Source organism: Microbacterium luteolum (assembly GCF_039533965.1).
In the GTDB taxonomy this organism is placed as follows: domain Bacteria; phylum Actinomycetota; class Actinomycetes; order Actinomycetales; family Microbacteriaceae; genus Microbacterium; species Microbacterium luteolum.
Window position 1 is genome coordinate 2,723,260 of record NZ_BAAAUN010000001.1, and the last position, 12,939, is coordinate 2,736,198.

General features: G+C 69.0%; 17 protein-coding genes. 6 read left to right on the forward strand and 11 right to left on the reverse strand.

All coding sequences use genetic code 11. The annotated features are described in order from the left end of the window. Window positions 1-7: 7 nt before the first annotated feature. From ABD648_RS13125 to ABD648_RS13135, 3 genes are all read right to left on the reverse strand, one after another. Window positions 8-1,336: an HNH endonuclease signature motif containing protein gene (locus tag ABD648_RS13125; protein WP_282215398.1), complete on the reverse strand. Its 1,329-nt coding sequence runs from the start codon at window positions 1,334-1,336 to the stop codon at window positions 8-10. Window positions 1,337-1,401: 65 nt separating this feature from the next. Then, a complete protein-coding gene (locus ABD648_RS13130) occupies window positions 1,402-1,629 on the reverse strand; it encodes an RNA-binding S4 domain-containing protein (RefSeq protein WP_282215399.1) in 228 nt (75 codons plus the stop codon). Window positions 1,630-1,658: 29 nt separating this feature from the next. After that, window positions 1,659-2,336: an alpha/beta fold hydrolase gene (locus tag ABD648_RS13135; protein ID WP_282215400.1), complete on the reverse strand. Its 678-nt coding sequence runs from the start codon at window positions 2,334-2,336 to the stop codon at window positions 1,659-1,661. 49 nt (window positions 2,337-2,385) lie between these two features. Between ABD648_RS13135 and ABD648_RS13140 the strand changes: the two genes are divergently transcribed. Further along, window positions 2,386-3,081: a helix-turn-helix transcriptional regulator gene (locus tag ABD648_RS13140; protein ID WP_282215401.1), complete on the forward strand. Its 696-nt coding sequence runs from the start codon at window positions 2,386-2,388 to the stop codon at window positions 3,079-3,081. A gap of 62 nt (window positions 3,082-3,143) precedes the next feature. On the opposite strand, the gene ABD648_RS13145 is transcribed toward ABD648_RS13140, so the two are convergent. Next, the gene (locus ABD648_RS13145) at window positions 3,144-3,488 is read right to left on the reverse strand and encodes a type II toxin-antitoxin system PemK/MazF family toxin (RefSeq protein WP_282215402.1); all 345 of its coding nucleotides are present in this window, start codon (window positions 3,486-3,488) and stop codon (window positions 3,144-3,146) included. Further along, entirely contained in the window at window positions 3,485-3,787 is a 303-nt protein-coding gene (locus ABD648_RS13150) for a ribbon-helix-helix protein (RefSeq protein ID WP_425561709.1), read from the reverse strand. Before ABD648_RS13150 ends, ABD648_RS13145 begins: the two co-directional genes overlap by 4 nt. A 72-nt stretch (window positions 3,788-3,859) precedes the next feature. Here ABD648_RS13150 and ABD648_RS13155 point away from each other — a divergent pair, with 72 nt between their 5' ends. Beyond that, window positions 3,860-4,696: a CPBP family intramembrane glutamic endopeptidase gene (locus ABD648_RS13155; RefSeq protein ID WP_282215404.1), complete on the forward strand. Its 837-nt coding sequence runs from the start codon at window positions 3,860-3,862 to the stop codon at window positions 4,694-4,696. Between the two features lie 53 nt (window positions 4,697-4,749). Here ABD648_RS13155 and ABD648_RS13160 read toward each other — a convergent pair whose 3' ends face one another. Beyond that, on the reverse strand, window positions 4,750-5,214 hold the full coding sequence (locus tag ABD648_RS13160) for a hypothetical protein (RefSeq protein ID WP_282215405.1): 465 nt from the start codon (window positions 5,212-5,214) through the stop codon (window positions 4,750-4,752). Between the two features lie 176 nt (window positions 5,215-5,390). On the opposite strand from ABD648_RS13160, the gene ABD648_RS13165 reads away from it, so the two are divergent. The 3 genes from ABD648_RS13165 to ABD648_RS13175 are packed head-to-tail and all read left to right on the forward strand — an operon-like array spanning window position 5,391 to window position 7,716. Continuing rightward, a complete protein-coding gene (locus ABD648_RS13165) occupies window positions 5,391-6,056 on the forward strand; it encodes a DUF998 domain-containing protein (protein ID WP_282215406.1) in 666 nt (221 codons plus the stop codon). Between the two features lie 53 nt (window positions 6,057-6,109). Then, complete coding sequence (locus ABD648_RS13170) at window positions 6,110-6,478, forward strand: YciI family protein (protein WP_282215407.1); 369 nt, start codon at window positions 6,110-6,112, stop codon at window positions 6,476-6,478. After that, entirely contained in the window at window positions 6,475-7,716 is a 1,242-nt protein-coding gene (locus tag ABD648_RS13175) for an RNA polymerase sigma factor (protein WP_282215408.1), read from the forward strand. The genes ABD648_RS13170 and ABD648_RS13175 overlap by 4 nt, the downstream gene beginning before the upstream one ends. A 233-nt stretch (window positions 7,717-7,949) precedes the next feature. On the opposite strand, the gene ABD648_RS13180 is transcribed toward ABD648_RS13175, so the two are convergent. The 4 genes from ABD648_RS13180 to mscL form a co-directional block, all read right to left on the reverse strand. Next, window positions 7,950-8,753: a hypothetical protein gene (locus tag ABD648_RS13180; protein ID WP_282215409.1), complete on the reverse strand. Its 804-nt coding sequence runs from the start codon at window positions 8,751-8,753 to the stop codon at window positions 7,950-7,952. Window positions 8,754-8,819: 66 nt separating this feature from the next. Then, entirely contained in the window at window positions 8,820-10,136 is a 1,317-nt protein-coding gene (locus ABD648_RS13185) for a HAMP domain-containing sensor histidine kinase (RefSeq protein WP_282215410.1), read from the reverse strand. Beyond that, window positions 10,129-10,806 (reverse strand): response regulator transcription factor, encoded by a 678-nt coding sequence (locus tag ABD648_RS13190; RefSeq protein WP_282215411.1) that lies wholly within the window; start codon window positions 10,804-10,806, stop codon window positions 10,129-10,131. The genes ABD648_RS13185 and ABD648_RS13190 overlap by 8 nt, the downstream gene beginning before the upstream one ends. Window positions 10,807-11,018: 212 nt before the next feature. Further along, the gene (gene mscL / locus ABD648_RS13195; RefSeq protein ID WP_282215412.1) at window positions 11,019-11,423 is read right to left on the reverse strand and encodes a large conductance mechanosensitive channel protein MscL; all 405 of its coding nucleotides are present in this window, start codon (window positions 11,421-11,423) and stop codon (window positions 11,019-11,021) included. Window positions 11,424-11,802: 379 nt separating this feature from the next. Between mscL and ABD648_RS13200 the strand changes: the two genes are divergently transcribed. Continuing rightward, a complete protein-coding gene (locus tag ABD648_RS13200; RefSeq protein WP_344709256.1) occupies window positions 11,803-12,405 on the forward strand; it encodes a hypothetical protein in 603 nt (200 codons plus the stop codon). On the opposite strand, the gene ABD648_RS13205 is transcribed toward ABD648_RS13200, so the two are convergent. After that, a complete protein-coding gene (locus tag ABD648_RS13205; RefSeq protein WP_282215414.1) occupies window positions 12,389-12,937 on the reverse strand; it encodes a putative immunity protein in 549 nt (182 codons plus the stop codon). The two genes, ABD648_RS13200 and ABD648_RS13205, sit on opposite strands and share 17 nt — an antisense overlap. Between the last annotated feature and the right edge of the window lie 2 nt (window positions 12,938-12,939).

Below are 12,939 nucleotides of genomic sequence, written 5' to 3' on the forward strand. Positions count from 1 at the left end.
TGCGCGGTCAGACGAACATCACGCGTCGTGGGGTGCGATCGGTGTAGTCGCGGCCGAGGGGGCTGTGCCAGGTGATGGTGCCGTCGCGTTCTTGTCGCGCCGTCCACCGGTGCGTGTCCGGGATGTCGGGGTGTTTGAGGGTGTGGTGGCGGCGGCAGAGGTGGGCGAGGTTGTCGATCCGGGTCTTGCCGCCTCGGGCGTGGTCGTGGTTGTGGTCGATGTCGCACCGGTGCACGGGCATCCGGCAGCCGGGGAACCGGCAGTGCTGATCCCGGGCACGCAGGAACCGTCGCATCCCCTCCGTCGGGGAGTACGTGTCGGTCTGAACGACCATCCCGTCCGGGCCGAGGAACAAGCGCGACCACCCGGTGTTCCGTCCGGCGAGGTCCCTCGCGATGTCGGGATGTATCGGCCCGTACCCGTCGAGCTCCGCCGGACGGTCATCGGCACCGGTGAGCGTGGTCCCGGCGACCGTCACCTGGATGCGCCCCTGGATGTTGTCCAGCCCGTCACCGTGCACGGCACTCGGGTCAGCGGTGAGGAGCAGGTCGGCGAACAGATCCGCCTGCACCCGATCCCATGTGCGGGTGTCGGCAGGGATGTGCTCGATGTCGTCCTCCGGGTCGAGAGCGAACGTGTCGCCATGGGCGATCACGGGTTCCCGGTCATCGCGCGTGTTCATCACCTGGCGGGCCATCTGCGCCAGCCGGTCAGCGATCGCGTTCGCGGCCCACTCTGGCAGCACGGCGGTCAGCAGGGCGAGCCCGTCACCGACCGAGCGGACTTTCACGCATCGCTCGCCCGCCGCCCGCTTGTGCCGGTCCGTGACCGTCTCTCCGACCAGCGCCGCGGCGACCTGTGCCGCGTGCGCCCGGGTACGGGCAGCGGTCTCCCGTTCCGCGAACACCAGCACCGCGGTCTCGTACAACCCCATCACCTCGGCATCCACACGCTTGTTGCGGATCGCCTCCGACACGATCGCACTCGCCCGCACGATCTCCCGCACATGACCCGCACCGATCCGTCCGGCATCGAACGCCGCCCGCACCTCCGGCAACGCCGTGCTCACCACCAGCGCATCGGTGAACGCATACTCCACGGATCCGGTCGGGATGCGCGAGGCGGCGGAGAACTCCGCGACCATCGATCGGTACATCGCATCCCGGTGAAACCCGTTGCCCGACACATCCGCATCATGGAAGGCGATCTGCTCGACCATGAGCCCCAGGGCTTCTGCCTCGAGCACCGCGATCTGACGCTTCTTCTCGACCCACGCATCCAGCACACGACGGCGTCCCTCGAGATCGAGGTCGAGATCAGTCCGCCGCTGTGCCATGCCTCCAGATTAGAACGTATGTACTAATATGGCAGCATACGAATCCCGCGGGCCGAAGACCTGCGTCAGGGGCGGACGCGAACCGTGCGGCCCTCGAACGTCACCAGATCGCCGTCGTGGAGCTGGCGACCGCGGCGGCGATCGACCTCGCCGTTGACCGTCACGTAGCCGTCGATCACGACCTCCTTGGCGTCGCCGCCGGAGTCGAGCAGACCCGAGAACTTCAGGAACTGTCCGAGACGGATCATCTCGCCGCCGATGGAGACGTCGTCGATCGGGCCCTTGTTCGTCATCCTTGAATGCTAGCCGTCGGGGCGGAACCTCAGGCTGCGATGAACCGCGCGATGGATGCCGCGGTCTCCGAGGGGTCCTGCAGCATCGGCAGGTGACCGGTGGGGATGCTCTCGCGCCAATCTCCGGCGAGGCGCCCGGCGAAGCGCTGCTGCATCGATTCCGGCAGCTCGCGGTCCTGCGTCGTCACGAGGTATCCCGCGCGCCCCGTCCAGGAGTGCCCGCGAGTCCTGTCGAGGTACAGCTCCCGAGGTTCGGTCGTGAAGTCGGTGACGATCCGGTCGGCCAGCGTCTCGTCGAGTCCGTGGCCGAGCCCGCGACGGATGGCCGACTCCGGAGGACGCGTTCCGCCGAGTCGAAGGGCCAGCGGCAGGACCACCCTGTTCGGGAAGGGCATGGCGGAGACGAAGGACTCGCCCGAGCGCGGAACGACGGCCGACACGGCGAGCACGCCGTTCACCCGCTCCGGTGCGAGTCGCAGGATCTCGCTGGCGACCACGCCGCCGATCGAGTGGGCGACGACGGTGAACGTGTCGTCGTCGACGGCCGCGATCGCCGCTTCGGCGTAGTCGCGCAACGACGCTGCGTCTGCGGTCGGCCGCGGCGCGACCACCGACGCGAAGGGGAGTTCGCGCCGCACGTCGTCCCAGATCCACGGGCTGAGCCCGGCGCCGCTGAGGAACAGGATGGTTTCGGAGGAGTTGATCATCCTTCGATCATTCCGGGCGCGAATGTCACTCCTATGTCACTATTTATCTGTGAATCGCACCGACCGGCTCTATGCCATCCGTGAGGAGCTGCGGCGTGCCGGTCCGGCGGGACGGACGGCCGAGCGCCTGGCGGCGACCTTCGAGGTCAGCACGCGCACGATCAAGCGCGACATCTCGACGCTGCAGCACTCCGGGTTCCCGGCCTGGGCGAGACCCGGGCCGGGCGGCGGCTACGTCGTCGACCCCGGTGCCACGCTGCCGCCGGTGAACTTCACCGAGGCCGAGGTTGCCGGCCTCGCCGCCGCCGCCGCGGTTCATCGCGACCAGCCGTTCGCCGAGCACCTGCGCGGTGCACTGAACAAGGCCCTGAGCGTGATGGACAGCGGGGCCCGCGAGCGCGCATCCTCCCTCACCGACCGCATCTGGATCGACGCGACCGCCGCTCCGGCGAGTGCGAAGGTGGAGCGCTCCCTCGAGCACGCGTTGAACGAGATGCGGGTCATCACCCTGGACTACGTCGACCACAAGAGTGCCGCCACGACGCGGAGGGTCGACCCGATCATCCTCGCGCTCACCCGGGGGCACTGGTACTTCGTCGGCCACTGCCGGCTGACCGACGGCATCCGCTGGTTCCGCACGGATCGCATCATCGGCGCGAGACTCACGAAGGAGCGCGCTTCCGTCATCCCCGTGGATGCGATCGGCGCCCCGCCGTCGTCGGCGTCGTCGCTCACCGACCGCTAGCCGCCGTGAGGCGCCGCGATCAGGAACGGGCGAGCGAAGCGCAGGACCGCGGGCACCGGCCGCTAGAGATCGAGGAAATCTCCCAGCCACGTTCTCACGGCTGACAGGCATTCCGGTGACACGGTGCCGCCGATGCCCGTGAGCCGGTCGCGCGTGAGGGTGCGCGGTTGTTCCGTCATGATCCAGGATGCTCGATCAAGACCACTCGGGCCGTCGACAGGAACGTGATTGGGCCAGCCGCGGTCGGTCGTGGTGATCGGGAGTGCGATGACGAGAGTGGTCACAGCGTCCAAGTATCCGGACGATGCCACGACCAGAACCGGTCTGTGCCCGCCTTGCTCCCTCCCGCGGACGGGCTCGAGCGCAGCCCACGCGACGACACCGGGTGCGAGACCCGACTCCGTCACGATGCGGAGAGTTCAGTGCGTTCCCACTCGGCCGTCTCATTCGCATGCGACTCGCGGTCCGGGGCCGATGACCGCTCGATCGCTTCGTTCAGTCGGCTCAAGCGCCATCTGCGATCTTCCGCGTCCGCGAGGTGGGCGAGGTGCGATCCGAGTGTCACACCGGCGCGAGCCGCCTGCACCTTGAGGCGATCGCGGAGTTCATCGCTCACCTTGATGGTGGTTGTCATACTTTCAGTATACCGAGGGGCGGCGGAGTTCGAGGGCGCCGACGTGTGATGCGACAGCCGTTCTGCCATCATCGAACCAGGAACGCCGGGGTGCCTCTCGCCCGAGAGCGCGCGACAGCCGGTCGCGTTCGGAAGAGGGGCATCATGGCCGAGCAGTCGTCAGCGTGGAAGCGGTTCTGGAACCGGGGCGGCATCTGGCGGGCGCTGCTGCTCGCCGCGGTCTACCTCGGCGTCTACGAGCTGATCGGATTCCTGATCGGTCTGGTCGTGCAGGTCGAAGACGGCCGGCACGGCGGGACCGACAGCGCGGCATCCGTGTTCTTCGGCACCGCCCTGCCCCTCATCATCACCAGCCTGCTGCTGCTCGGCTTCGCGGCATCCGTCGGCTGGCTGAAGGAGCTGTTCTCGAGGCAGGCGCTCGGCGGCCGCCGCTGGATGTGGATCGGCCTGATCGTCGTGCTCGTCATCAACGTCGCCGCGCTCCTCAGCATCGACTACGGCAAGGCGGGAATCCCGCTCGTCGGCACGTGGCTGTTCGCGGGGCTGCTCATCGGCCTGGTCGAGGAGCTCGTCACGCGTGGCTTCGTCGTGAACCTCATGCGCAAGGGCGGGCATGGCGAGATCGCCGTCGCCCTCGCCTCGGCAGGGGTCTTCGCGGCTCTGCACTTCACGAACCTCTTCACGTCGGACCAGGGGTTGGGGACCACGCTCGTGCAGATCGTCTACACCTTCGCGTTCGGCATCTGCATGTACCTGATCCTGCGGGTGACGCGCACGCTGATCGCGCCGATGCTCGTGCACGCGAGCACGGACCCGTCGATCTTCCTCTTCGGCGAGTTCCACACGACGGGCAACCCGCTCATCCTCCTCCCCACGCTGAGCACCTACATCGTGATCGTCACGGGCTTCATCCTGCTGATCGTGTTCCTGGTCAGCGAGCGCCGCCGCCGACGGGCAGAGGTCGCGGCTTCGGCGAGCTGACCGACCCTCGCCACCGGACGCATGATCGTCCGGTGGCGGGGCGGTGCGACCGGTCAGACGCGGGTCATCGTCGACGGATACCCGCCCCCACCCGGGTAGACCCACTCGCCCTCCATGACGCGGTCGTCCGCGGAGAAGGTGCCGCGGAAGTACGCCGGACTGCCCTTCGCCCCGCCCCAGATCGTGAGCGTGTCGCCCTCGAGCTCGTAGACGTAGTCGAGTGTGTTCCCGAGCGAGTCGTAGAAGCGCGAGACGACGTCGTCGCTCACCGGCTCGCCGAACGGGTGGAGGTTGCCGATGACCTCGAAGCCGGTCACCTTCTGTCCGAACTGCTCGAGGTCGACGTGCTGGATGAGGAAGTAGCCTCCCGGCATCCATTCGTACCGCACGGTACCCGGAGCTCCGCCGTCGACGGTCCATTCGCCGACGAGCCGATCGAGTGCGCGCAGCTGCGGAGTGGGATCGGGCTGGTCGGTGCCCTCGTAGGCCTCGGCACTGTCGTGCGCGGTGTCGCTCATGATGTTCTCCTTCTCGTGAAGGCGGCCGGTCGCCGCGCTCTGAAGACACCACGGAGCGGGATTCCGCAGATTGACATCCCTGCGGAGAAGATCTTCCGCCTCGACATGTCGAGAACGGCGGATCCGCACCGTGGTGTCTTCAGATGCTCCGTCCGGGGCGTCGGAGAGGATCCACCATGACAACGAACACCGCACCCGGCGCGAGGGGCACGAGCCGCGACATCCCGAGCGGATCGCGCGCATCGACGAGAGGCCTGCTGCTGTTCGCAGCCCTCGCCGGCCCGTTCTTCTATCTCTCGTCCGTCGTTCAGGCGCTCGCCCGCGACGGATTCGACATCCGCGTGCACCCGCTCAGTCAGCTTGCGACCGGCGATCTCGGCTGGGTGCAGGTGCTCACCTTCGTCGTCGCGGGTGCTGGCGGCGTCGCGCTCGCCGCGGGGTACCGCAGGGTCCGCCCAGAGGGCGTCGGGCGCCGCGCGGTTCCCGTTCTCGTCGCCCTCTTCGGCGTTGCTTTCGTCATCGCCGGACTCTTCCCGATGGACCCCCAGAACGGATTCCCCGCGGGTGCACCCTCCGGAGCGGTCGCGCTGTCCTGGCACGCGATCGTGCACACCTCCGCGGCGGCGGCCTCATTCGTCGCGCTCGCGGCGGCCTGCATCATGCTCGTCATCAGGGAGATCCGGGCGCGACGGGTCGCGCCATCGCTCGGCCACGGCGCCGTCGCCCTCGTGCTCCTCCTGCCCATGTCTCCGACGGAATCGAGTGTGCAGATCGCGCTCACCGGAGCCGTGGCCTTCGCCTGGGTGACGGTGATGGCGATCCGCTTGCGAGCGGCCGCATGAGCGTTAGCGTGGGACGAGAGCACCCCGAATCACCGAACCGATGGAGAAGAACAGTGAAGTTCCTGCTGCTCAGCTACACGCCCGCCGACGCCTGGGATGCCGCGAGCGCCGACGTGCCGAGTCCGGAGGCGCTCGAAGCGTTCGCCGCCTACCAGCTGTTCGAGGAGAAGCTTCGAGCGTCGGGGGAGTTCGTCCTCAGCGAGGGCCTCGGCCATCCGGCGGTGACGACCACGGTCCGCAGGACCGGCACGGGCGTCGTCGCAACCGACGGCCCGTTCGCCGAGTTGAAGGAGGTGCTCGCGAGCTTCGCGATCATCGAGTGCAGCGGCATCGAGCGGGCACGGGAGATCGTCGCCGAGATGGTGGCGGTGCTCGGAGAGCCGATGGAGATCCGGCCGATCATGGGCGACGACTTCGCGTGACCTCGGCGTCCGTCGCTCGGCGCATCGAGGGCATTCTGCGGACGGAGGCTCCGCAGGTCCTCGGTGCGCTGGTGCGGCGATTCGGACGATTCGACCTCGCCGAGGACGCGACGCAGGAGGCGCTGCTCGCCGCGCACCGCACCTGGATGGATGGCGGAGTCCCGGACGAGCCGCGGGGCTGGCTCATCCGGGTCGGATATCGCAAGCTCGTCGACATCCTGCGTTCCGAAGACGCCGATCGGCGGCGCGAACAGGAGTGGCTCACTTCGGACCCGCGAAGAGCGGATGCCGGTGCCCCCGCGCCCACCGCGAGGGATGACAGCCTCGAGCTTCTCGTCCTGTGCTGTCATCCCGCGCTGACGGAGACCTCCCGCATCGCTCTCACCCTGCGCGCGGTCGGCGGGCTGACCACCGCCGAGATCGCGCATGCCTGCGGCGTTCCCGAGGCGACCATGGCCACACGCATCAGTCGCGCGAAGCAGACGCTGCGAAAGGTGGATGCGCGGTTCGAGCTCACCGACGCCGAAGAGCTCACGGAGCGGGTCACGGACGTCGAGCGTGTTCTGTATCTCATCTTCAACGAGGGCTATGCGGCGTCGACCGGCCCTGAGCTGACCCGCGTCGACCTCACTGCTGAAGCCATCCGTCTCACACGGATGCTGGTGTCGGCGCGGCCCGATGACGCCGAAGCGCGGGGCCTGCTCGCCCTCATGCTGCTGATGGAGGCGCGTCGTTCGGCGCGCCAGAACGGTGACGATCTCGTGGTCCTCGAGGAGCAGGATCGGTCGGCGTGGGACAGCGAGCTGATCAGGGAGGGAACCCGTCTGATCGAGACCGCGTGGGAGGAGCGGGCCGTCGGGATCTACCAGATCCAGGCCGCGATCGCTGCCGTGCACGCGAACACGATGAAGTCCGCAGAAACCGACTGGCCGCAGATCGCTGCGCTCTACCTCTGGCTCGAGCGTCTCGAACCCACCGCGCCCGTCCGGCTCAGTCGAGTCGTCGCCGTCTCCCGCGCCTTCGGACCGCAGCGAGGGCTCGCGCTGCTCGACGACCTCGACGCGGATCGGTCGCTCACGGGTGATCCGCTGACGGCCTCCCGCGCGCGGATCGTGCGGGCCCATCTGCTCGACGAGCTGGGAGACCACGAGGGTGCCCAGCGTGGCTTCGCCGAGGCGGAGGAGTTCGCGACGAACGACGTCGAGAAGCGCTACCTCGCCGACCGTGCGCGTCGCTGAGCGGTTGTCCCTCACGCGATGGGCCGTCGATTCACGGAGGCGATGACGATTCGCGGTCTCGGATGCGGTGGGCGGGGCGTGGAGGACCCCGCCCACCGGCCGTCCAGTCAGGGAGACGGCGATTCGCCTCCGCCCCGGGACCCCTCCCGAGGCGAGTGCTCTCCCAGTCGACCAGACGCGCGTCCACGTATCCGGATGCAGGTGTGAACACCCAGGCGAAGTGCGATCGGGGATCAGTCGTCGATGTCGGTTCCGACGACCGCGAACTCCGCGGTGAAGTCGATGTCGATCGAGCGCTTGTCGGAGGTGAGGACCGAGGCGTCGTAGGGGCTCACGTCGTCGCCGTCGACATCGAGGTCGGTGATCATCCCGTCGGACTCGGCGAGAGCCGCGGAGACGAGCGATCGGATCGCCTCGTCATCCAGTGCGAGCGTGGGGCCGGTGTCGTCGCCGTCCGCGATCTCGGTGGATACGACCGTGGCCGCGCGCTTCTCGTCGACGCGCACCTCGGTCTCGTCGCCGGACGCGGTGGTCAGCTGCACCTCCCAGCTGCCGTCGCGCTTCGCGTCGATCGAGGTGACCTCGCCCTCGGCGGCAGCGCGCGCGGCCTCCGCGATCTCGATGAGTTCGTCTGCGGAGTCCGTGCCGGTCGCGGTCGCGGAGCTCTGGCCGGCGGATGACGTTCCGCCGTCGCTGCCGTCGTCATTCGCGTCATCCGCGTCGTCGGCGTCGTGGCGGGCGCCGTCCGACACTGAGGACCGGTCGTCGTCATCGCCGAGCTCATCGCCCATCGCGGCACCGACGGCGACGCCGCCGCCGATCAGCACGACGGCCGCGGCGATCCCGCCGCCGATCAGGAGCGCACGCCGGCGCCGCGGCTTGGCCTCGACGGGAGCGGATGCGACGGGCGCTGCCGCCGGGTGCTGATCCGCTGCCGGAGCGTGCGGTGCGGCATCCGCTGCCGGCGTGACGGGCACGGTGGGCTGGTCGGCGCTGTGGTCGGGAGTCTGGTCGGGAGTGAGGTTCTTGTCGTCCATGTGTCGATGGTCCCGCGCCGGCACTGAAGCCTTCCTGAAGCGTCCTGAAGCCGTCTTCAGGAACCGTCAGGAGCTCAGCGGAAGGGTGATGACGAACCGCGCGCCGCCCCAGCGCGACTCGTCGACGACGACTGTTCCGCGTTCGGCTGCGGCGATTCCCCGGGCGATCGCGAGGCCGAGGCCGCTGCCGCCCGCGTCGCGACTGCGCGCCTCGTCGAGCCGGACGAAGCGCTCGAAGATGTGCTCGCGCTCCTCGATCGGCACGCCGTCGCCGTCGTCCTCGATCGTGACGAACACGTGCTGGTCGGAGGGCGTCACGCCGATGGCGATGCGTCCGCGCGCGTGGCGTGCGGCGTTGTCGGCCAGGTTGCGCACGAGCTGACCCAGCAGGCGCGGATCGCCCGAGACGCGGGCGGCGCGGATGCCGGAGCCGTCGACCTCATGGCCCGCCGCGCGGAGCCGGCGCACCTCGCCGAGCGCCACATCGTCGAGATCCACCGGTTCGTCGTGCAGGGTGACGCCCTCGTCCAGGCGGGCGAGGAGCAGCAGCGACTCCACGATGCCTTGCAACCGGACGCCCTCCTCGGAGACGACCTCCGCCAGCTCGCCGATGCTCGTCACCGCCGGATGCGCCTGCGCCAGTTCGGCATGCTGGCGGATCGTGGCGAGAGGGGAGCGCAGCTCGTGAGAGGCGTCGGACACGAATCGTCGCTGCGCCGTCGCCGCGGCATCCAGTCGGTCGAGCATGCCGTTCATGGTCGTCGCGAGCGCGGCGACCTCGTCGGCGGAGTCGGGTACCGCGACGCGCTGGTGGAGCCGCTCGGCGGTGATGCCGTCGACTTCCTGGCGGATGCGCGTGACGGGACGGAGCGCGCGACCGGTCACGAACCACGTCGTACCGGCCACGAGCAGAAGGACCAGGGGGACCGCGACGGCCAGCAGCGTCGCAACGGTCGCCAGCGTCTCCGCGTCGTCCTCGACGGACACCGCGAGCACGATCGTCTGGTCATCGTCGATATCGTCCGACACGATGAGCATCGGCTCGCCGTCGATCGTCATCGTCACCGCGTCGTCGGCGACAGGGAGCGGTGTCGATCCGAGCGTCTCGCGGGCGTCCTCGCTGGCTGCGCGCACGGCGCCGTCCGCGCCGAGGAGCTGCACGAATTCGTCCTCGAGCGCGTCGATGCCGCGAACGTCGGGCCCGCCCTCGCGATCGCCGAGCTGCTCGAGGCGCTGCTGCGCGGCCTGCGCGGTGCTGCCACTGACGCTGCTGTTAAGCACGGCGTAGAAGGAGACTGCGCCGATGACGAGGGCCACGGCGACGATGAGGGTCGCGCCGAGCGTCGTGCGGGCCCGCACGGAGCGCCACCAACGGCTAGCCACCGTCGGCCGCCAACCGGTAGCCGGCACCGCGGATGGTCTCGATCGCCTCGCGACCGAACGGCTTGTCGAGCTTGCGGCGCAGGTGCCCGACGTACACCTCGACGATGTTCGGGTCGCCGTCGAAGTCGTCGTCCCAGACGCCGTCGATCAGCACCCGCTTGGACACGACCTCTCCACGGTGGCGCATCAGATACTCGAGCACCGAGAACTCGCGCGCGGTGAGCGTCACCGGCGTCTCGCCGCGCCAGACGCGGTGGGCGGCGGGGTCGAGTCGCAGATCGCCCGCCTCCAGGATCGCCGGACGCGCGACAGCGCCGCGACGGACGAGGGCCCGGATCCGGGCGACGAGGATCGCGAACGAGAACGGCTTCGTGACGTAGTCGTCGGCGCCCGTCTCGAGTGCCTCGACCTGATCCCACTCGCCGTCCTTCGCGGTCAGCATGAGCACCGGCGTCCAGTTCTCCTCGGCGCGCAGCGCCTCGCAGACCTTCCAGCCGCTCATCCCCGGCATCATCAGGTCGAGCACGATCGCGTCGTACCGTGTCTCGCGCGCCCGCCACAGCCCGTCGACTCCGTTGTGCGCGACGTCGACGGCGAAGCCCTCGGCCTCGAGCCCGCGGCGCACGCCGTCGGCCAGGCGCACCTCGTCATCGACCACCAGGATCCGCATCCCTCAAGTGTGGCGGTCCGACGCTGAATCGGGGCTGAAGCGAGGGGCGGGAAGTGTGCAGGAGCGGAACCCCGAAGCCCGCCCCTGCACGCGCAGGAGTCTTGTGGCTCTCCTGCCCCGACCCGACGGGGCAGGAGATCTCCCGCAGATGCTCCTCGACCGAAGACCCCGGCCGAGGAGCAGTTCGATGCCGCCGTGGGCGAGGACGGCGGTCAGATGCCGTTCTTCGCCTGCAGCAGGTCGCGGATCTGGACGAGGAGCTCCTGCTCGCTCGGGCCGGCCTCGTCGCCGGCGTCGACGGGCTGCGAGCGCTCCTTGAGCTTGTTCATCGGGAGCACGAAGGCGAAGTACACGACCGCGGCGACGGCGAGGAAGTTGATCACCGCGCCGATGATGAGACCGAACGAGAACGTCGACTCTCCGCCGCCGAGGTTCGCCACCGTCACCTGCAGCGCGTCATCGAGGCTGCCGGCCTGGAAGAACAACCCGATCAGCGGGTTGATGAGCGCGTCGACCAGCACATTCACGATGCTGGTGAAAGCGGCACCGATGACGACCGCGACGGCAAGGTCGATGACATTGCCTCTGAGGATGAATTCCTTGAATCCGTTGATCACTGTTCGTACCGCTTTCTCTCCGATATCGGGCTGATGCTCGGGGCCCGGGCGCCAGGGAGCAGGCGATCTCATCGCTCGGTTCCCCGTTCGCGCTGCCCTCACCCCAGTGAGCAGCGACGGTCGGCCAGGCAGACGAGCCGCCGACAGCGATGAAGCTAGCAATGCGTCGTTCACAGCAGCGCGGCGGATCGTAAACACCCCCGTTCGGGGTCACCGCGTGCGCCGATTCCTGTTCACAAAGTCCTGACCTGTGTGAACAACGGCCCCCTACGCTCGGGGATCGCTCCGCTGATCCCGCGTCTTCGAGAGGAAGGTGAGTGTCGTGCCTCGTCGTGCTGCTGACGAAACACGAGCACTCCTCATCCGCATCGGAATGAAGATGCTGGTCACGAAGGGAGTGGCCGCCGGGGTTCAGCACATCCGTCTGCAGGAAGTGCTGCGTCACGCAGGGCTGACGACGGGTGCCGCCTACCGGCTGTGGGCGGATCAGACCGAGTACCAGAAGGACGTCGCCGTCGCGGTCGTGCGGCACCGTGCGGATCATCCCACCGACCAGGCCCGTTCCCGCCTGCAGTCGTTGATCGACGAGAAGGCGCCGCTCGACGAGGTGCTCCGACAGGGAGCGCTCGGGCACATCGGGCTCGAGACCTTCGCGTCGCGGTTGTTCCTGGTGACGCTCGCGCTGCGAACCACGGCCGATTCGTGGCCCGAGCTGACGGAGGCCAGTCGCGAACGGCACCGGGACTCCATCGAGAAGTTCGCCGACTACTACTCCTATCTGATGAGCGAGTACGGCTATCGGATGCGAGAGCCCTACACGGTCCGCCAGTTCTCCGAGGCGATGGCCGCGCTGGGAGACGGCTTCGCCGTGCGGACGCTCGAGGGACTGCCCCACATCATGATCGAGGTCGACGGTGAGACCTGGCCGCTGTTCGGAATCGCGGCGCGCGGCCTGGTGCGCGAATTCATGGAGAAGGTCTGAGGCGACTCTGGATTTCGCGGATGACGGCGCCGAGCACGCCGGACGCGAGGAGGCCCGGGCCGAGCGGTCCGGCGTGATCCTCGCCCAGGAGCGGCAGGAGCCGGAGCGCCGCGGCGGCCTCGGGGGAGAGGTGAGCCAGTTGCCACCGCACCTCGGTGTCGCGGGCGTCGGGGTCGTCCGGGTGCGCGAGTTCCACAGCCTTGGCCGCGTAGGCCGCGGCTCCGAGCGCGTGGGCGCCCATGTGCGCGACGCCGGCGGCTTGGGCGGCAGCCCGCGCTGAGGCCGCCCCTGCCGGCGTACGCGCGCTGGCCGTAGCTCGACCGGCGACGAAGCGGCGCCGGATCTCACCAGCCGCGTCGAGCTCGCCGCGGGCGAAGGCCCGCGCACGGGCGATCGCATCCCTGGCGCGGTCGTCCTCCGGCGCCTCCGCCTCGAAGAGCGGCAGCACCCGCTCCGCGCAGTCGGCCGCCCAGAGCGCGACGATCCGTCGCTCGGCGTCGCTCAGCGCCTGGGGAGACACTGTTCCGGCCATGT

Coding starts and splice junctions, on each gene's coding strand:
- ABD648_RS13125 (WP_282215398.1), bottom strand. CDS start 1,336: ATGGCACAGCGGCGGACTGATCTCGACCTCGATCTCGAGGGACGCCGT.
- ABD648_RS13190 (WP_282215411.1), bottom strand. CDS start 10,806: ATGCGGATCCTGGTGGTCGATGACGAGGTGCGCCTGGCCGACGGCGTG.
- ABD648_RS13135 (WP_282215400.1), bottom strand. CDS start 2,336: ATGATCAACTCCTCCGAAACCATCCTGTTCCTCAGCGGCGCCGGGCTC.
- ABD648_RS13200 (WP_344709256.1), top strand. CDS start 11,803: ATGCTGGTCACGAAGGGAGTGGCCGCCGGGGTTCAGCACATCCGTCTG.
- ABD648_RS13205 (WP_282215414.1), bottom strand. CDS start 12,937: ATGGCCGGAACAGTGTCTCCCCAGGCGCTGAGCGACGCCGAGCGACGG.
- ABD648_RS13165 (WP_282215406.1), top strand. CDS start 5,391: ATGACAACGAACACCGCACCCGGCGCGAGGGGCACGAGCCGCGACATC.
- ABD648_RS13130 (WP_282215399.1), bottom strand. CDS start 1,629: ATGACGAACAAGGGCCCGATCGACGACGTCTCCATCGGCGGCGAGATG.
- ABD648_RS13180 (WP_282215409.1), bottom strand. CDS start 8,753: ATGGACGACAAGAACCTCACTCCCGACCAGACTCCCGACCACAGCGCC.
- ABD648_RS13160 (WP_282215405.1), bottom strand. CDS start 5,214: ATGAGCGACACCGCGCACGACAGTGCCGAGGCCTACGAGGGCACCGAC.
- ABD648_RS13150 (WP_425561709.1), bottom strand. CDS start 3,787: ATGATGGCAGAACGGCTGTCGCATCACACGTCGGCGCCCTCGAACTCC.
- ABD648_RS13155 (WP_282215404.1), top strand. CDS start 3,860: ATGGCCGAGCAGTCGTCAGCGTGGAAGCGGTTCTGGAACCGGGGCGGC.